We start from the raw sequence: 18496 nt of genomic DNA on the forward strand, positions 1-18496 counted from the left end.
CTTCTCATCGGGATTTGCGCAATTGCCACTCCAGGTTGTTCCGAACCGCAGGCCAATCTCCGGACGTGACACTATAAACGCATGTGTCCCTGATCGAGCCATCGGCCATGCGCATATGATTGCGCAGCACGCCATCCAATTTCGCGCCAAGCCTTTCAATCGCACGGCGGCTCGCATGGTTCATGAAATGGGTGCGAAGTTCGACGGCCAAACAATCAAGTTGATCGAAGGCGTGAGCCAACATCAACAACTTGGCTTCGGTGTTGAGGGCTGTCTTTTGTACCCTTGCCGCATACCAGGTGGAGCCAATCTCGACCCGTGGTGCTGCAGCGTCGATGTTCATAAATGACGTCATTCCCACCGGGACGCCCTGCGCATCCATGACGGTGAAAGGATGCATTGTGCCTTTCGCCTGAAGATCCAGGCGGCGGGCGATCTCAGTGTCCATTTCCTCAGGTGAGGGGACGATCGTATACCACAGCCGCCAAAGTTCACCGTCCTGAACTGCCTCAGTCAGCGCGGGCCCATGCTCGGGGGAGAGCTGCACGAGTTCAACATGCCTGCCGTGGAGTTCGGTAAAGTCGAGAGTCATAGAAGGCCTATAGTTTCAGAAAGTTCCACAGGGGATTGTCAGGGTCAGCCAGCAACTTCGCCGTCAACCCGAATGACATTATGACCAGCAGGGGACGCACTCCGCGTCCGCCAAACCGCAGCGCAATCCATGCACCTATCTGATTGCCCGCGACGTTGGCCAGAGCCATCGAAAGACCCAGTATCCATAGGACCTTGCCGCCAGCAATCATGGCCAGAAGACCTGCAAAATTCGTTGCAAAATTGACGAACTTCGCATTGGCGATGGCGCGCACCAGACCTAGCCCGCCTAAAGCTACAAGGCTCGTCGTGATGAATGAGCCCGTTCCCGGACCAAAGAAGCCGTCATAGAACCCTATCCCTGTGCAAACCACTGTTAAGCCTGCTCGGCCGAGCCGCGAATGACGATCCTCTTCGCCCATTTTGGGTGCGAGCAGGAAATAGAATCCCATGGCAATGAGAAGCAGCGGAACGACAAGTTCCAGAAAGTCTGCCTTGACGTGCTGGACAGCAGTGGCCCCCAAAACCGCCCCGGCAAAGGCACCAGCGGCAGGGACTGCGAAAGCACGGAAATCGACGCGCCCCGCCCGCATGAAGCGGGCGACAGCCGAGCCCGTTCCGATCGTACTTTGAAGCTTGTTGGTAGCAAGTGCGGAGACCGGAGGAATTCCAGCAGCCATCAATGCCGGAATCGTGAGAAGCCCCCCGCCCCCCGCAAGGGCGTCGATCCCTCCCGCCAGGAAGGCCACGAACAGCAATAGCGCAAACACGTCTGATGCGATTTCCATGGGACAGATCAGCTCTTGCGCTTGGCCGATGGGGCCTTCCGGTGAGGAATGCTGGCGCCGTGCACTTCCCACCACAAAGTAAGTTCGTGCATCATTGGCCCCAGGCCGCGTGCCTTGTCCGTCATCGCATATTCCACTCTGGGCGGCACTTCAGCGAAGACGGTGCGCGAGACAAGGCCATCTGCCTCCAATTCCCGAAGCTGATTGGTCAGCATGTGCTGCGTGACCCCTGGAATGGCTTTGCGCAATTCGCCGAACCGATGCACTCGCCCATTCAGAAGCCACATGATCTCAAGCTTCCATTTACCCGAGAGCATGGAAAATGCACGACGCATCTCCTCATGCATATTAGTCTCATTACTGCTGTTGGTCTTCTTTTCCATACTAACCTACAGAAATTCATCCTTCTTGAAGAGGCTACTGCTAGCTGACATTTCCTGTGCGTGGAAGTCGCGAAGGGCGATTCTGGTCGATCAAAGAAGGAACAGGTATGGGCCGCATTGACGGTAAGACTGCAATTGTCACTGGCGCCACGCGCGGGATTGGTCGTGCAATCGCCAAGCTCTTCGCAGCAGAAGGGGCAAACGTCGCGATTCTCTCTCGCACAGCTGCTAACATCGAAAGCGTAGTCGACGAGATCACTGCTGATGGCGGTGTAGCACTGGGTGCTCCATGTGACGTCAGCGATCGGGTGCAGATCGATTCGGCCGTATCTAGAGTCGTGGAGGAATTTGGCGGGATCGACATCCTGGTGAACAATGCCTTCGATCCAACGGTTCCGTATTCGAGCATTCTCGAACTCTCGACCGAGCAACTCCAGCGCAATCTGGAAATGGGACCGATCGCCTACCTCAATTTTATGCAGGCGGCGCATCCCTATTTGAAAGTGAGCGAGCAGGCCCGGATCATCAATTTCGGTTCCATGGCGGGTGTAATCGGTCTGGCTTCCATGGGCCCTTACAACATGGCCAAGGAGGCTGTTCGCGCACTCACACGTACGGCAGCGCGTGAATGGGCCGCTGACGGCATTACGGTCAACAACCTACTTCCCATAGCCGAAACCTGGGGACCCGAAGTCGAAGTACCCGCCCCGACGAGTGCCCTAGCCCGGTTCGGGCAACCCGCAGATGATATCGCGCCCGTTGCACTGTTCCTTGCGAGCACAGACTCCCAGTTCATAACCGGCAGCAGCCTTACCCCAGATGGCGGTGCGATGATCGACGCAGCGCGCTGAGCAGGAAGTCCTGTGGCTGGTCGAGAGGCATTTCGTAAATTTGATTGACAATATATCTCGACCAGCCATTCAACTGGCAGTGGTTAGGCCTCGTACATGGCAACTCGCCGGGCCATGTTATCTATTTCGTCACGCTTTCAGGATGTTCTCATTAGCCTGACCTGCCTTGTTCGCGAGGCAGCCGGATCGCGTCGGACCGTCTTTGAACCGGCGACTTTGAGGACCCGCAAGCGTAAGGTGGCAAACTCTTGCGTGACCAGTGGTGCGTCAGTGTGCAGGACGAGCTGCATCTGGTCGGCCGTGGCCGAGCGGCACGAAGTAGTGGCGCTGGCGAGTTGACTCTTGTGCATTTTGATCAGGTTTTCAGCCCGACCGCGCGCGCAACAGAGCGTTTGATAGATGTGCTCGGCCAACCCTTCAGAACACGCCCGGTAAATCTGGCGGGCTAAGGGCTCACTAGCCCTCTACCCACGATTTCACGCATGATTTCACTGCTCCCGCCATAAATACGACGGACGCGGGCGTCTCGCCAGATTCTCGCAATCGGGTATTCATTCATGTAACCGGCGCCGCCATGCGCTTGCAGGGCCTTGTCGCAGACACGCCATTGCATCTCGCTGTGCCAGAGCTTTGCGGCAGCAGCCTCCTCGTTGGTCAGCCGGCCAGCGAGATGGCGGTGGACCAGCCAGTCCAGATGTGCCCATCCCACCTGAAGCTGGGCGGCGATGTCGGCCATCACGAAGCGGGTGTTCTGGAAGTCGAGAATGCTCTGGCCGAAGGCCTTGCGTTCGCGGGTGAAGGCAAGGGCCTCGTCGAAGGCACGCTGCGCGCCAGCCTGCGCGGAGATGGCGATGCTCAGGCGTTCCTGTGGCAATTCGCCGAAGAGATGCGCCATGGCGGCATTCTCCTCGCCCACGAGGTTCTCGACCGGAACGCGTACGTTCGCGAAGGCGAGTTCGGAGGTGTCCGCCATCCAGTGCCCGATCTTGTCGAGATTGCGGCCCCGAGTGAAGCCGGGGCGATCCGCCTCGACCAGGATCAGCGAGAATCCGCGACCTCCCGCTTCGGGGTCGGTCCGGCATACGACGAAGACGATGTCGGCGTTCTGCCCGTTCGTGATGTAGGTCTTGGCGCCGTCGATCACGTAGTCGGAACCCTCGCGCCGGGCCCGCGTGCGCAGCCCCTTGAGATCTGAACCGGCCTGGGGCTCTGTCATGGCGATGGCGGCGATGACCTCGCCCGTCACCATGCCGGGCAGCCAGCGTTGCTTCAGTTCGGGCTGGGCGTGGTGCAGCAGGTAGGGCATGGTGATGTCCGATTGCAGCGTGATGCCGTCGGCCATCATTGCGTAGGACAGTTCCTCGTTGACCACCGTGTTGAACCGGAAATCGAGGCCAAGCCCGCCATATTCACCCGGGACCCCGGGGCAAAGCAGACCGGCTTCACCGGCCTTGCGCCAGAAGTCGCGCGCGATACGCCCGCTTTCCTCGAACTCGGGGATACGGGGGGTAAACTCGCGGGCGATGAAACGGCGCACACTGTCACGGAAGAAGTGGAGGTCTTCGTCGAAGAGAAGACTCTCGGAACGGTCAAGCATCTGGGAAACTCCGGTGCCGCAAGGAACCTCAGCTGCGGGGCAGGGTCCCTTCCAGCTTGGCGATGATGGTCAGCATGATTTCGTCCGCGCCGCCGCCGATCGAGCTGAGGCGCCCGTCGCGGTAGAATTGCGAGACATAGTTGTCGGCGGTGTAGCCCATGCCGCCCCAGTACTGGAGGCAGGAATCGCTTACCTCGCGCATCAGCCGCCCGGACTTGAGCTTGGCCATCGAAGCAAGCCGGGTCACCTCGTGGCCCGCCACGTATTCGGCAACGCCCCGGTAGGTCAGCGCGCGCAGCGCCTCAACCTCGCTGCGCAGTTCGGCAAGGCGGAAATGGATCGCCTGGTTGTCGAGCAGAGCCTTGCCGAAAACCTTGCGCTGGCGGGTGTATTCGATCGTCTCGTCGATCATGCGGTCGAGTGTACGCAGGTTACGCGCCGCGCCCCAGAGACGCTCTTCCTGGAACTGCTGCATCTGGTAGACGAAGCCCTTGCCCTCTTCGCCGATCAGGTTGCGCCGCGGGACGCGGACATCTTCGAAGAAGAGCTGTGCGGTGTCGGAAGAAAGCATGCCCATCTTGTCGATCTTGGTCCGGGCAATACCGGGCAGGTCGAGGGGCACGACGATCAGGCTCTTGTTGCGGTGGACCGCTCCTTCGCCGGTGTTGGCGAGCAGGCAGCACCAGTCGGCCTGCAGGCCGTTGGTGATCCACATTTTGGTTCCGTTGATGATATAGTCGTCACCATCGATCCGCGCGGTGGTGCGTAGCGAGGCCACGTCCGATCCCGCGCCCGGCTCGCTCACCCCGATGCAGCCGACGCTCGTTCCGGCGATGGCGGGGGCGAGGTATTCGGCTTTGAGTTCGGTCGAGCCAAAGCGGGCAAGGGCGGGCGTGCACATGTCAGTCTGCACCCCGATGCCAAGCGGAACGCCGCCGCAATTGGCTTCTCCAAGCGCCTCTGCCATCACCAGCGAATAAGTGAAGTCGAGGCCGAGACCGCCGAATTCTTCCTCGTACTTGATGCCCAGAAGGCCCAGTTCGCCCAGCTTGGGGAACAGCTCATGCGCGGGGAACATGCCGGCCCGTTCCCACTCGGCCACGTGAGGATTGATTTCCTCGCGCACGAAGCGCTCTACCGTCTCAGCCATCTGGCGGTGTTCGTTGGTCAGTATCATGGCATCTGCTCCGGTTCGAGGCCGAGTTCGCGCGCGACACTGGCCGAATGTTCGCCGATCCTCGGCGCGTGGCGCACGTCCTCGGGGCATCCTGCGGAAAAGCGCACCGGGCCGCGCACTTCCCGATAGGTCCCCTCGCTGGGATGCTCCCGCTCGCGCAGCAGTCCCGACGCGGTCAGTTGTGGATCTTCGAGAAGGTCCTCGAGGGAATTGATCCGGCTTGCCGGAATGTTGTTCATGGCAAAGAGGTCGAGCCATTCCTGGGTGGTTCGCTCAGGCAGGCGCGAGGCAAGCGCGGTGTAGAGCCGGTCGGCGTTCTCCCGCCGCGACATGAGATCGGTCAGCCCGGGCTCTTCGAATATCTGCGTCATCTCAAGCAACTCGAAGAGGCGAATCCAGCGGTTGTCCTGATAGGGCGCGACGACGATATAGCCGTCCTTCGTCGGCAGCGGCTGACGGGTCGGGTCGAGCTGGCGGGTGTACCCGATCGAGCCGATCGGCGGTACGAAGGTTTCCTCGTAGAGGTGGTCGAGCAAGTTGAAGCTGACCAGCGACTCGAGCATCGGGACTTCGACCATCTGGCCCTCGCCGGTGCGCAGGCGGTGAATGATCGCGGCGAGCACGGCGTAGGCACCGTGCAGGCCCGAAACCTTGTCGGCCATTGCCATCGGCACGAAACGCGGGGCCGGATTGTCGTCGACCAGCGGCAACAGCGAGGCAATTCCCGAGGCGGCCTGGATGATGTCGTCATAAGCGGGCCGCCCGGCCATCGGGCCGCGCGTGTCGAAGCCGGTGCACTGGACATAGATGATGTCGGGGCGCAGGGCGCGGACGGTCTCATAGTCCAGCCGGGCACGTTCGGTGGCATCGGGACGGATGTTGTGGATCAGTACGTCGCTGGAGGCGATCAAGCGTTCGAGCGCGGCGCGTCCAGTGGCGCTCTTGATATCCCAGTCGACGGAGCGCTTACCCCTGTTCATGCGCATGTGCAGGCCGCCCATGAGCTTGGTGTGCGCCGACTTGCCGATGTTGCGCGAGGCATCCCCGCCGTGCGGCTCCACCTTGATCACGTCGGCGCCAAGATCGGCCAGGATCTGCGTGCAATAGGGGCCGAAGATCACGGTCGTCATGTCCGTGATCCTGATCCCCTCCAGAATGGCTTGTTGGGTCATGTCCGAGCCGGTCCTTTCGATCCGCTTCTCTGCGTGAGTGCCTGGTTGTCGCTGCGCGGCCCTGCACGCACGATGGAGGCGAGTTGGACGGACATGCGAAGGGACCTCGTGGCCCGCTGTCTCCTCTTCCCATCGATGCGCGCCGGTGGTCCGCACGGTCTTGAACATGCTGATCGCCGCTCTTCGGATCGGCTGCCCCCTCCTTTGGGAGGGGGAGTGTCTTGCCAATGGCGAATAAGTAGATGCAAATAGAGCGCTAGAACATGCGATTGGGAGAGTACGATGCGGATCGAGGCCGAGTTGCGCCCTGCGTCAAACAGAAGTGCCCTGGACAAGCTTGCGAAGGCGCGGGCGCCGCTGGTCGTCGTCGCGGCGCCCGCAGGCTATGGCAAGTCGGCTCTGCTTCGTTCCTATGCGGACCAACTGGGAATGCGGTTCGAGGGCTCCGAAACGCGCGACTTCGGCATCCGTATTCTCGACGATGGCAGCCGTCTCGACGAAGCGAGGGTTCACGCGCTGATCCGCGAGGGAGAGGCGCAGGGGCGCGTCGTGATCGCCACGCGCAACCTCCCGCCGGTCGACTGGCTCTCGCTTCAAATGCGCGGCAAGGCGCAGGTCATCGACGTCGAGGACCTGCGCCTGGGGCTGCACGAGACCATCGGGTTGCTGGGGGAGGACGCCTCCGGCAACAGCGCCATCGCGCGCCGGCTGCATCTCGAGACCGCGGGTTGGCCTGCCGCTGCGTTGGCAGGTGCCGAGATTTTGCGATCACGCGATCGCCGGAGCGATCCGACGGCCCCCTTCCTGCAGGGGGCGGCGGGCCGAGGTTTCTTTCGTACCTTCGTCGAGGAGGCGGTGCCCGACGATATTGTCGCATTTCTCGCGCGCTGTGCGGTCTTCGACATTTTGTCCAAAGACCTTGTCGAGCTTGCCTTTGGGGCAACAGGGGCGGACAATTTCCTGCGCTGTCGTGACGAGTACATGCTCTTTGTGCCGAGCGAACGCGAGGGTTTCCTGGCCCTTGCGCCGGTGCTGCGGCGCCACCTGACCCGCGTCCATCCCATCCCGCCCGAAGACGATGCGGCCGCGCTGCTGGCCTCGATCGCCTGGCACGAAGCGGAGGGGCTCGAGGACCTGGCGATCGACTATCTACTGCGCATGGACCGGCCCGAAGAGGCCGCGCAGCTCCTGGCGCGGCACGCTCCGCGCATCCGTCGCCAACAGGGCGATAGCCCCAAGATGCTGGGATGGCTTGAGAGGATCGAACAGAAGGGGGCTCTTCTGGGGCACGAGTTGCAGTTGTGGCATGTGCGCGCATTGGCCTTCTCGATGCGGCTCGACGAGGCTGAGGCGCGGCTCGAGCGCATCGTGCCGCATCTCGGCGCGGGCGCGGATGCCGAGCAGGCCTTCGCCGAGCGCCTGCGGATCACGGTTGCCGCACGGCGCGGCAATGCGGCGTTGACCCGCCAGCTTTCGCAGGACTGGCTGGACCGCTGGGCCAACGAGGACGCGCTGCAGGCGGCCGGGGTCGCGATCATGTATGCGCTGGCGCACGGCTATGCTTTCGACGAACGAGCCTGCCGCCGCATGTTGCTGATGGCACGTCACTATTCGACGCAATCCGCGAACGAGGCGGGCAACATCTGGTCTATGGGGATCGAGGCCCTGACCGAACTCGATGCAGGTCGGGCGCAATTGGCGCTGGACATCATCGAGCGTGCCGAAAGCCATGCGCAGATCGCCTGCGGGCGCAACGCGACCGTTTCCAAGATGCTTGCGCTCATCTCGGCGACTGTCCAGCTTGAGCTCAACAATCTCGACGCGGTGAAGGGCTCTCTGGAACATGGTTATGCGACCAGCAGCTATGGATTGCCACGCCTCCATATTGCTGCACAGGAAGCGATGACGGCCTATGTCGAGCACAGCGAGGGCATCAATGCCGCGCTGCTCGCGGTGCATCAGGACGGCATCCATGGCTGGTTCTATTCGCACATGGGCCAGTTGCTGGGGGTGCGCATGCTGATCCGCTCCGGACGCATCGAGGAGGCCGCCGCACGGTTCGACGCGGTACGCGATGCCATGGCGTGTCGGATGGATCATCGCATGCAGCTCGACTTCCAGGGCGTCGAAGCATGGCTGTGCTTTGCCAACGGCGATGCTGGCGCGGCGCGGGAATTGCTTCTCCCTCTGATCGACTTTGCCGAACTGCACGGCCAGCGGCGCTGGATGACTTCGCTCATGTTGCTGCGCGCCGCCTGCGAGTGGAGTCTGGGCGAACTTGGCATCGCCCGCCGCTGTTTCTCACGCGCCATCGCGGTGGCCGCATCGGGGCAGCTTGTGCGCACCGTGCTCGATCTGGAGTGGGCGCTGCGCGAGATGATCGCGCACATGGTGGTGGATGACCAGATCAGCACACAGTCGAGCCGCTTCATGGTCAGCATGATGGAGCGAATGGGCATGGAGCCGCCCAGCGACGCCGAGGATGCGCCGGTCGAAAGGCTGACCGCGCGCGAGGCCGAAGTCCTGGTAGCGCTTGATAGCGGCATGATTGCCCGCGACATTGCCGACCGGCTCGACGTCTCGCTGTGCACGCTCAAGTGGCACATCAAGAACATCTACGGAAAGCTCGGGGTTCGCAACCGGACTGGGGCGATAACCGTGGCTCGCCGGTTCGGCCTCATCTAGGCGGCCACGGGCCGCACTTGCGGAAGGAACGCAAAAATGTCCCCATCTCCTGCATCCTCCGGGCCTGAAGCTTCGGGCCAGGTACGTGTCGCGCGTGAGGCGAACGTGGCGATTATAACGCTCAACCGCCCCGAAGCGATGAACGCCGTCACCGCCGATCTCGCGCTGCGGGTCGGCGAGGCGCTCGAGGCGGCCGAGCACGATCCCGACGTGCGCTGCATCGTTGTGACCGGCGCCGGCGGACGCGCCTTTTGTGCGGGGATGGACCTCAAGGCCGCCGCGCGCGGCGAGCGGCCCGTGCCACCGGGCGAGCGTGAGGCCTGGGGCTTTGCCGGCATCGTCTCGCACCCGGTTTCCAAGCCGCTCATTGCCGCGGTTAACGGCTTCGCGGTGGGCGGCGGCACCGAGATCGTGCTGGCCTGCGACATCGCCCTTGCCGCACAGAACGCGAAGTTCGGCCTTCCCGAAGTCAAGCGTGGCATCCTTGCCGCGGCGGGCGGGGCGTTTCGGCTGCCGCGTGCCATCGGCTCGAAGGCGGCGATGGAGCTGCTGCTCACGGGGGCGGTGATCGATGCCAACAGGGCGCAGGAACTGGGTCTGATCAACCGCGTGGTTCCTTTCGAAAGCCTGATGGACGAAGCGCTCGCGATAGCCAAGACAATCGCGGCCAATGCACCGATGGCCGTGCAGGCGACCAAGCGCATCGCGCGCGGTTATAGCGAGATGGAGGTTCCCGACGAGACGGCGGCTTGGGCGCTCTCGCATCGGGAGATGGCCGCGGTGCGCGCGAGTGAGGATGCCCGCGAGGGCGCGCTGGCCTTTGCCGAGAAGCGCGCGCCGGTCTGGAAGGGGCGCTGAAATGGCCAATTCCGTTCCTGGGGTGGACGATCGCACCCCGGTTCTGATCGGGGTCGGACAAAGCGTCGACCGGATCGAGGCCGAGAGCTATCACGCCTGGTCGGGTGTCGAGCTTGCCGTCGAGGCGGCGCGCGGGGCCTTTATCGATGCCGGGCTTGATCCCGCTCTCGCATCGGGACTGGATGTGCTGGCGACGACGCGCACGTTCGAGGATACACTTGGACTGCCCGCGCCCTTCGGGAAGTCTTCCAATTACCCCCGCTCGGTGGCCCTGCGGCTGGGAGCCGACCCGAAGCGCGCGGTCTGGGAGAAGGCGGGCGGCAACACGCCGCAGGATCTGGTGGGCGAGTTTTGCGCTGAGATTGCCAGAGGTGCGGCAGATTTCGTGCTGCTGGCGGGCGGGGAGGCCATATCGACCGTTCGCCAAGCCCAGAAGGCCGGAGCGCAGCTTGATTTTTCCGAAGCTCCCGAAGGATCGGTCGAGGACCGGGGGGCGGGGCTTGAAGGCTGGCGCGATCCCCTGGCCGCGCGCCACGGGATGGCCAGCCCGACGCTCGCCTACGCGCTGGCCGAAAATGCGCGGCGCGCGCGGCGAGGCGAAAGTCGCGCCGACTATGCAGCGGCGATGGGCCGGATCTTCGCGCCGTTCCTGCCGGTCGCGCGAAACAATCCGTATTCGGCTGCGGCGGTGGACAACGTCGATGCCACGCGCCTTGGCGAGGCGCACGCGCACAACCGCTGGATCGCCGATCCCTATACGCTTCATCTCGTGGCGCGCGATCTCGTCAACCAGGGAGCGGCGGTGCTGCTTGCCTCGCGAGGCCGCGCGCGCGCGCTGGGCGTGCCCGAGGCGGCGATGGTCTATCTTCACGGGCATGCGCGCGCGGTGGAGAAATCGCTGCTGGCGCGTCCCGACATGGGGGCGGCGCCATCGGCGATCGCTGCGTGCCACACCGCTCTGGCGCAGGCGGAGCTGAGCGTCGATGCGGTCGGCGCGTTCGACTTCTACAGCTGCTTCCCGATTGCAGTGGCCAACGCCGCGACGGATGGGCTGGGCCTTTCTCCCGAGGATGCGCGCGGCCTGACGCTGACCGGTGGGCTTCCCTATTTCGGCGGACCGGGCAACGGCTATTCGCTCCACGCCATTGCCGAAGCGGTCGCCTTCGCGCGCCGCGATGCCGGGCGTTTCGCGCTCGTCGGGGCCAACGGCGGCTATCTCTCCAAGTACAGCGTTGGCCTGTACAGCACGGTCCCGCGCGGATGGACACAACCCGACAGCGCGCCGTTGCAGGCCGCGCTCGACGCGGACCCCGGCATTGCCCCCCTCGAGAGCTATTCGGGCGAGGCGCAGGTCGAGACGTACTCGGTCCAGCACGACCGCAAGGGCCCGGCCTACGCGCTCGTCGTTGCCCGCACCGCGCAAGGGGAACGCCTCATCGCGCGCAGCCCGACCGAGGCGCGCGAAACGGCACAGGATGCGCATGAAAACGATGCGCTTGGCCGCACGGTCACGGTGACGTGCGAGGACGGGATGAACACGTTCGCCTTTGCGTGACGGCCACGCGCCATCCCAAAACTGTCAAAGCCCGTGAACGATGGAGCCGGGGGTCTGTGCCCGCGGCTCCATCGTCGTGCGCTTCGCGAACTAGGGAGAGAGCATCGCGAAGCGTACTTTATTGTCCGACCTGCCGGGCGAGGGCGCGCTGGCAGCCCTCGCGCTGGGCAAGGCGCTCGAGATAATCGTGCTGGGCCGGGCTGAGGACGTCGTCGATCCCGATCCTGCGCGCGAGCATCAGCGCGTACCCGGTCGATATGTCGGCGATCGTGAAGGCATCGCCCGCGACGTAGGCCCCGCGCAGCAATTGCGTGTCGAGCCAGCGCAGGCGCGACCGGAAGAACAGGCGATAGTCCTCGGCCGCCTGCGGCAGGCGCCGTTCGGTCGGCTCGAAGCGCGAATAGCGAAGATAGACCGCCTGGGGAAAGGTGAGCGTTGCCTCGCCGTAGTGGAGCGCGTTGAGATAGTCTCCAAAGCGCGCATCGCCCGGCGCAACGGCAAGTCCGGCTTCGGGGTGGCGCTCGGCAAGGTACTGGCAGATCGCGGACGATTCGGTCATCCGCGTGTCCCCGTCGAGGAACAGGGGGACTGTCCCCATCGGATTTTCGTCCTTGAACGAGGGCGTCGTCGCTCTGGGCGGGAAGGGCATCATCACGAGTTCGTAGGACGCGCCCACTTCCTCCAGCGCCCAGAGGGCGCGGAAGGAGCGGGTGTGATCGGAATGGTAAAGCTTCATCGCATCATCCCTTCGCGTTGTTTGCTGCGGGCTCTTCGTCGTCGGGAATGAGCACGACCTTGATGCATTCACCGCGGGCCTGCGCGGCAATGGCCTCGTTGATCTGCGAGAGCGGGAAGGTCTGGATCAGGCGATCAAAGGGGAACCGGCCCGCATCGCGCAGAGCGATGAGTTCGGGGATGAAGGTCGTCTGGTCGCTGTCGCCCTCGACGACGCCGATCACGCGGTGGCCCCGCAGCATCGTGCGCGAAAGCGGAAGCGGGATCGTCGCGGTGGCATCGTGGGGGACGCCCAGCAGCGCCAGTGTTCCGTGCACCGCGAGCGAATCGAGGGCCGCCGCCGCGACGTCGGGGCGGCCGGTGGTGTCGACGATATAGTCCGCGCCGCCCGGAAGCTGCGCCAGAATCTGCTCGGACAAGGGGCCAGCCAGAGGGTCGATGGTGGCGCTGGCACCCAGTTCCATAGCCAGTTCACGCCGCTCCGCCATCGGTTCGACCAGAACGATCTTCGCGCAATCCTGAACCGAGCCGGCCATCAGCGCCGAAAGCCCGACCGATCCGCCACCGACGACGACGAGGCTGGAGCCGGGCGTGCAGGCCAGAGCGCGCATGACCGCGCCCGCGCCGGTCTGGATGCCACAGCCCAGTGGACCAAGAAGCGCGAGGTCGAGCGGTGTTTCGGGCACTTTCACGAGATTGCCGGCCCGCACGACCGCGTGGCGGGCAAAGGAGGACTGGCCGAAGAAGTGCGAGGCGACTTTGGTGTCGCCCCGGCGGTAGGCGGTGGTTCCGTCACGCCGCGAGCCGATGAAATTGAGAGGCGCGAAATCCGCGCAATAGCCCGGCAGGCCTTCGTCGCAGCGCGGGCACGCATCGCAGCTCGAAAAGCCCAGAATGACGGCATCGCCGGTTGCAAAACCGGAGACCCCGCCCCCCACCGAGACAACGATTCCGGCGCCTTCATGGCCTAGGACCGCCGGCATGGGGTAGGGGCGATGCCCTTCGGCAAAGACGAGGTCGGAATGGCACAGGCCCACGCCTTCGATCCGCACGATCACCTCATCGTCGCGGGGGTCTTCGACCGTCACGTCCTGCACGACGAAATCGCCGCCAGCCTTTTCGAGCACCGCTGCGCGCGTTTGCATGAACCTCTCTCCTTCGTGTCGGGCCTCGCCGCCCTGTCTTGCTTGCCCCGACGGCCTATCGCTTCGCATCCTTCGCTTACCCCTCCTTTGGGATGGGGCATGGCGGGATGGTGAGGGGCTTAAACACGGCAAACGCAAAGAAAAGGGCGAGGACCATGATTTCGGAAAGCGACTACGCGATGCTGATTGGCGGGGCGCGCGCTGGATCGGCGGACGGCACCTGCGCAGTCGTGAACCCGGCGACCGGCGAGGCCATCGCCCACGTTCCCGATTGCAGCCAGGCGCAGCTCGACGAAGCCGTCGCGGCGGCGCGGGCCGCCTTTCCTGCATGGTCCGCGCTTTTGCCCGAGGATCGTCGCGTCAAGCTGCTAGCCTTCGCCGAGGCCATCCTGGCGCAGGAGGCCCCTCTGGCGCGCCTCCTCACGCAAGAGCAGGGCAAGCCCCTGCACGAGGCCGAGCGGGAGGTCATGGGCTGCGCGGGCTGGCTCAAGGGGGTCTGCGCGCTCGACCTGCCCGACGAGGTGAACGAGGACAGCGAGACCCGTCTCAGCGTCACCAGGCGCGTGCCGCTGGGCGTGGTGGGGGCCATCGTGCCCTGGAATTTTCCGCTTCTTCTGGCGATGTTCAAGATTGGCCCGGCGCTCGTGACGGGCAACACGATGGTGCTCAAGCCTTCGCCGTTCACGCCGCTCACAACCTTGCGCATCGCTGAACTGTCGCGCGGCATCCTGCCCGATGGCGTGCTCAACGTGGTGTGCGGCGAAGATCGACTGGGCCCGCTCATCACCGCGCATCCGGGCATCGACAAGATCAGCTTCACCGGCTCGACCGCCACGGGGCGCCGGGTGATGGCCGCCTCGGCCGACACGCTCAAGCGCGTCACGCTCGAGTTGGGCGGAAACGATGCCGCGATCGTGCTGCCCGACGCCGACGTCGAGCGGATCGCGCCCGAATTGTTCTGGGCCGCCTTTCGCAACAACGGGCAGATCTGCATCGCGACCAAGCGCCTCTACGTTCATCGCAGTGTCTACCCCCGTCTCAAGGAGGCGCTTGTCGCCTACGCGAAGACCGTGCGGCTGGGCGATGGCACCGAGCAAGGCGTCGGCCTTGGTCCGCTCAACAACAAGCCCCAGTTTGACCGGGTGCGCGAGCTTATCGAAGACAGCCGTGCGCAAGGCTACGACGTCCTGTTCGAAGCGGCAGGGGATGTGCCCGACAAGGGGTATTTCGTGCCGGTGACCATCATCGACAATCCGCCCGAGACCGCGCGTATCGTGCAGGAGGAGCAGTTCGGCCCGGTCCTGCCGCTCCTGGTCTACGACGACATCGAGGACGCGGTGGCCCGCGCGAACGCCAGCGAATATGGCCTTGGTTGCTCGATCTGGGGCTCCGATGAGTGCGCTGCGGCCGGGATCGCCGCGCGTATCCAGAGCGGCACGGTGTGGATCAACGAGACGCAGCACCTTTCGCCTCTGGCCTCGTTCGGTGGATGGAAGCAGTCGGGTCTGGGCACCGAAGGGGGGCGCGAAGGGCTGGTGGAATACACCGTGCCGCGCACCATCGTTCTGAAGCGCGCGGAGGCGTGAGGCTGATGGTGCAGGGTACTTTCGCGGGAACCGACAGCGCCGGGTCTGGTCTTTCAGGGGCGCGGTTTTTCCCGGCCTTGCTCGCTGCCGGGCTCCTGGCCGGCTGCGCTGGTGCGGGGAGCGGGACGACAGCGTCCACCGCAGCCGTCGAGCCCGGCGCCGGGCAAAGCGCGTTTGGGGCAGCGGACTGTACGGGCCTTGCCAGCCACGCGCCCGGTCCGGACGCCATAACGCTGCCCTCGCGCGGGGTTCGCATCGAGGAGGCACGCCGGGTCACCGATGGCGCGCGGGCCTTCTGCGAGGTTACCGGCGCGATCGTGTCGATGGACGAGGGTGACCCGCCCGTGCGCGTTCGGATCAATCTTCCCGATGGCTGGAACGGCAAGGCCGTACAGTTCGGCGGCGGCGGCTTCGACGGTAAACTGGTTACCGCACAGGGCGCCATCGCCAACGGTCCGGAAGACGCCGCGCCACTCGCGGCAGGCTACGTCACCTTTGGCAGCGATGGTGGCCATACCGGCGCCTCGCCGTTCGACGGCAGTTTCGGGATGAACGAGACGGCGATGCAAAACTACCTCGGCGCGAGCGTCAAGCGCGCGCGCGATGCCGCGTTTGCCATCGCTTCGCACTACTATGGCGCGGCGCCGGGGCGCACCTATTTCGTCGGCGGTTCCAAGGGCGGGCACGAAGCGCTGGTCGCCGCGCAGCGCTACGGGGAGGACTACGATGGTATCGTGGCCTACTATCCCGCGCAGTTGCTAACGCCGGTATGGCACCGGCTCTGGCAGGCGGCCTATGCACAACCCGGTCGCGCGCTCGACAGTGCCCAGCAGGCTTTGCTCAAGAGCGCGGTCCTGCGCGCGTGCGATGGTCTCGATGGCCTCGAGGACGGGATCGTGGGGAACACGAAGGCCTGCGAGACGGCCTTCGACGTGACCACGCTTTTGTGCCCGGAAACCGAGGACGCCAGCGCGCAGTGCCTTTCGCAAGGCCAGATCGATGCCCTTCGCGTCGCCGCGCATCCGGTGCAGTTCGATTTTCCATTCGCACAGGGCATCGAGCGGATGGGGCCGTTTCCCGTTTTCGAAGGCGGCGATCTTGGCGGCTTCTACATGGATGAAACCGGGAGCGACGGCACGAAGACGGCGTATTACGGTTTCAATTCGGGCGTCATCAAATACTTCATCACCCGCGACCCGGAAGCGCGCGTCGAAGATTTCGACGAAACCCGCTGGCAGGACCGGATCCAGACCCTTTCCGCGATCTGGGATGCCAAGGACCCCGATCTCGACAGCTTCCGCGGTGCGGCGGGCACGGGTGAGGGCCATGGCCGCAGCGGCAAACTCATCCTGATCCAGGGTTCGACCGACATGGCCGTGCCGCCCGCAGAGACGAACGCCTACTTTCGCAGTCTGGAAGAGCGCTACGCCGGCGGGCTGGAACACTTCGCCCGCTACTATCTCGTGCCCGGCTTCGGCCACGGACATGGCGCCTTCACGCTCAAGTGGGATGCGCTGGGTGCACTCGACCGGTGGGTCGAGCAGGGCATCGCCCCGCAGCGGCCAATCGGCATCGACGGCGCGGACGAAACCGGCCCGCGCAGCCGCCCCTTGTGCCGCTTTCCCGCTTACCCGCGCTATCGCGGCACGGGGGCGCCGGATGCGGCGGCAAGCTTCGAATGCGCGCGTCCTTGATCGAGAGCGAGCGAGCAGACCGGGCCGAGACCGGCCCTACCGGGAGACCCGCAAGAAGCGGGCTCCACACCGATTGGGAGAGCCAGGACAATGACGTCATTTGATATTTCCGACACCGTTCTTCCCGAAGTCTGGGCGAGCCACGCGCGCAACCGTCCGGCGTCCCGCGCGCTGGTCTGCGCCGGAGAGACGGTCACCTGGGGCGATTTCAACGCCCGGATGAACCGTCTGGCCAATGCCCTTCATGCCCACGGCGTGGTCAAGGGCGAGCGGGTCGCGGTCCTTGCCTCCTCGTCCATCGCGGCGTGCGTGGCGATGTTCGGTACGGTGAAGTCCGGCGCGGCGATGGTCCCCATTTCTTCGATGCTGGCGGCCGATCAGGTCGCGACGATCCTCAACGACAGCGGCGCGACCCACATCCTGTGCACCGCAGACCTGCGCCCTCTGGTCGATGCCGTGCGGGCACAGGTCACGACGATCGTGCCGGGCGGGTTCGTCGGTCTCGATTTCGAGGATGCCCAGGGCCACTGGTGCAGCCTGGCGGCCTTCAGCGAGGGCGTTGGCGATGCCGAGCCGCCGGTCGTTCTTGCCGCGCACGACGTGTTTTCGATCATGTACAGTTCGGGCACGACCGGCGCGCCCAAGGGGGTTGTCCACCTGCATGGCGCGCGCACGTACTTCGCGCTGTCCAACGGCTTTGAAATGGGTTTCGCTCCGGACGCGCAGGGGTTGGTGACGACGGCGCTCTATACGGCGGGAACCTGGCTCGTCGTCATGCCTACGCTGTTCGTGGGCGGCACGCTGCACATCCACCCGCGCTACGAACCGCAAGGCTACGTCGATGCCCTCGAGGGTGAAGGCATCACCCATACCTTCGCAGTGCCCAGCCAGCTTCGTGGTCTGCTGGACGAAGGGCGGCTGGAAGGGCGCACCTTCCCCGATCTGCGCGTGATGCTGTCCGCCGGCTCGCCGCTGCGTCCGGAGGAGAAGAAGCGTCTCATCGCCCTGATCGGCCGTCGTTTCTACGAGCTTTACGGCTTTACCGAGGGCGGTTCGACCTTGCTGCGTCCCGAGGATCAGGCGAGCAAGCCCACGTCGGTCGGCAAGCCGCTCATGGGGCAGGAACTGGTCATCCTCGACGACGAACGCGTGTGTGGTCCGGGGGAGCCGGGTGAAATTGTGACGCGGGGGCCTGGGTTATTGCGCGAGTACGCGGGGCGCGAGGACGCCACGCGCGACGCGATCTGGCGCGACGGGGCGGGCCGCAGTTTCGTGCGCTCGGGCGATGTCGGGCAGGTTGACGAGGACGGCTTTCTCTACATCCTCGACCGCAAGAAGGACATGATCATCTCGGGCGGGCTGAACATCTACCCGGCCGATCTCGAGGGCGTGCTGTGCGGCCATCCCGCCGTCGCCGACGTTTGCGTCATCGGGGTTGCCCATCCCAAATGGGACGAGACGCCGCTGGGGCTCGTCGTGCTCCATGAGGGGGAAGCGATCGCGGCCGAGGACCTGCGTGTCTGGGCCAACGCCCGGCTTGGCAAGCATCAGCGCCTTGCCCGCCTCGTGCTGCGAACGGACCTGCCGCGCAACGCGCTGGGCAAGGTGCTCAAGCGCGAACTTCGCATCGAATACGCCGACGTGCTTGCGGACCCCGTTCCCGGCGCATCCTGCTGACT

15 protein-coding genes and 1 pseudogene are annotated in these 18496 nt (G+C 64.6%); 7 read left to right on the forward strand and 9 right to left on the reverse strand.

What is annotated here, in order from left to right; all coding sequences use genetic code 11:
• Positions 1-4: 4 nt before the first annotated feature.
• From LC060_RS06070 to LC060_RS06080, 3 genes are read right to left on the reverse strand one after another with little or no spacing between them, the layout of a single operon-like run.
• Positions 5-592 (reverse strand): GNAT family N-acetyltransferase, encoded by a 588-nt coding sequence (locus tag LC060_RS06070; protein WP_226633491.1) that lies wholly within the window; start codon positions 590-592, stop codon positions 5-7.
• A 7-nt stretch (positions 593-599) separates the two neighbouring features.
• On the reverse strand, positions 600-1379 hold the full coding sequence (locus LC060_RS06075) for a TSUP family transporter (RefSeq protein WP_226633493.1): 780 nt from the start codon (positions 1377-1379) through the stop codon (positions 600-602).
• An 8-nt stretch (positions 1380-1387) separates the two neighbouring features.
• Positions 1388-1762: a winged helix-turn-helix transcriptional regulator gene (locus tag LC060_RS06080; RefSeq protein ID WP_226633494.1), complete on the reverse strand. Its 375-nt coding sequence runs from the start codon at positions 1760-1762 to the stop codon at positions 1388-1390.
• Between the two features lie 107 nt (positions 1763-1869).
• Here LC060_RS06080 and LC060_RS06085 point away from each other — a divergent pair, with 107 nt between their 5' ends.
• Complete coding sequence (locus LC060_RS06085; RefSeq protein WP_226633496.1) at positions 1870-2613, forward strand: SDR family NAD(P)-dependent oxidoreductase; 744 nt, start codon at positions 1870-1872, stop codon at positions 2611-2613.
• A 137-nt stretch (positions 2614-2750) separates the two neighbouring features.
• Here LC060_RS06085 and LC060_RS06090 read toward each other — a convergent pair.
• From LC060_RS06090 to LC060_RS06105, 4 genes and pseudogenes are all read right to left on the reverse strand, one after another.
• A pseudogene (locus LC060_RS06090) lies at positions 2751-3056 on the reverse strand (transposase); the annotation flags it as partial.
• A gap of 2 nt (positions 3057-3058) precedes the next feature.
• Complete coding sequence (locus LC060_RS06095; RefSeq protein ID WP_226633497.1) at positions 3059-4210, reverse strand: acyl-CoA dehydrogenase family protein; 1152 nt, start codon at positions 4208-4210, stop codon at positions 3059-3061.
• Between the two features lie 28 nt (positions 4211-4238).
• Positions 4239-5387, reverse strand: coding sequence for an acyl-CoA dehydrogenase family protein (locus tag LC060_RS06100; RefSeq protein WP_226633499.1), 1149 nt, complete (start codon positions 5385-5387; stop codon positions 4239-4241).
• Positions 5384-6559, reverse strand: a complete 1176-nt coding sequence (locus LC060_RS06105) for a CaiB/BaiF CoA transferase family protein (RefSeq protein WP_226633501.1) — start codon at positions 6557-6559, stop codon at positions 5384-5386. Before LC060_RS06105 ends, LC060_RS06100 begins: the two co-directional genes overlap by 4 nt.
• Before the next feature lie 282 nt (positions 6560-6841).
• Here LC060_RS06105 and LC060_RS06110 point away from each other — a divergent pair, with 282 nt between their 5' ends.
• From LC060_RS06110 to LC060_RS06120, 3 genes are read left to right on the forward strand one after another with little or no spacing between them, the layout of a single operon-like run.
• Positions 6842-9244, forward strand: coding sequence for a LuxR C-terminal-related transcriptional regulator (locus tag LC060_RS06110; RefSeq protein ID WP_226633502.1), 2403 nt, complete (start codon positions 6842-6844; stop codon positions 9242-9244).
• Positions 9245-9280: 36 nt separating this feature from the next.
• Positions 9281-10102, forward strand: a complete 822-nt coding sequence (locus LC060_RS06115; protein WP_226633504.1) for a crotonase/enoyl-CoA hydratase family protein — start codon at positions 9281-9283, stop codon at positions 10100-10102.
• A gap of 1 nt (position 10103) precedes the next feature.
• The gene (locus LC060_RS06120) at positions 10104-11657 is read left to right on the forward strand and encodes an acetyl-CoA acetyltransferase (protein WP_226633505.1); all 1554 of its coding nucleotides are present in this window, start codon (positions 10104-10106) and stop codon (positions 11655-11657) included.
• 118 nt (positions 11658-11775) lie between these two features.
• Here LC060_RS06120 and LC060_RS06125 read toward each other — a convergent pair whose 3' ends face one another.
• Positions 11776-12393 carry a glutathione S-transferase family protein gene (locus tag LC060_RS06125; RefSeq protein ID WP_226633507.1) on the reverse strand — a complete coding sequence of 206 codons (618 nt, stop codon included), beginning with the start codon at positions 12391-12393 and terminating at the stop codon, positions 11776-11778.
• A gap of 4 nt (positions 12394-12397) precedes the next feature.
• The gene (locus tag LC060_RS06130) at positions 12398-13537 is read right to left on the reverse strand and encodes an NAD(P)-dependent alcohol dehydrogenase (RefSeq protein WP_226633508.1); all 1140 of its coding nucleotides are present in this window, start codon (positions 13535-13537) and stop codon (positions 12398-12400) included.
• Between the two features lie 155 nt (positions 13538-13692).
• Here LC060_RS06130 and LC060_RS06135 point away from each other — a divergent pair, with 155 nt between their 5' ends.
• From LC060_RS06135 to LC060_RS06145, 3 genes are all read left to right on the forward strand, one after another.
• Positions 13693-15123 (forward strand): aldehyde dehydrogenase family protein, encoded by a 1431-nt coding sequence (locus LC060_RS06135; protein ID WP_226633510.1) that lies wholly within the window; start codon positions 13693-13695, stop codon positions 15121-15123.
• Between the two features lie 5 nt (positions 15124-15128).
• A complete protein-coding gene (locus tag LC060_RS06140) occupies positions 15129-16817 on the forward strand; it encodes a tannase/feruloyl esterase family alpha/beta hydrolase (protein ID WP_226633511.1) in 1689 nt (562 codons plus the stop codon).
• Positions 16818-16907: 90 nt separating this feature from the next.
• Entirely contained in the window at positions 16908-18494 is a 1587-nt protein-coding gene (locus LC060_RS06145; protein ID WP_226633513.1) for a class I adenylate-forming enzyme family protein, read from the forward strand.
• The last annotated feature ends 2 nt before the right edge of the window (positions 18495-18496 follow it).

The organism is Novosphingobium profundi, from assembly GCF_020524485.1.
Taxonomy (GTDB): domain Bacteria; phylum Pseudomonadota; class Alphaproteobacteria; order Sphingomonadales; family Sphingomonadaceae; genus Novosphingobium; species Novosphingobium profundi_A.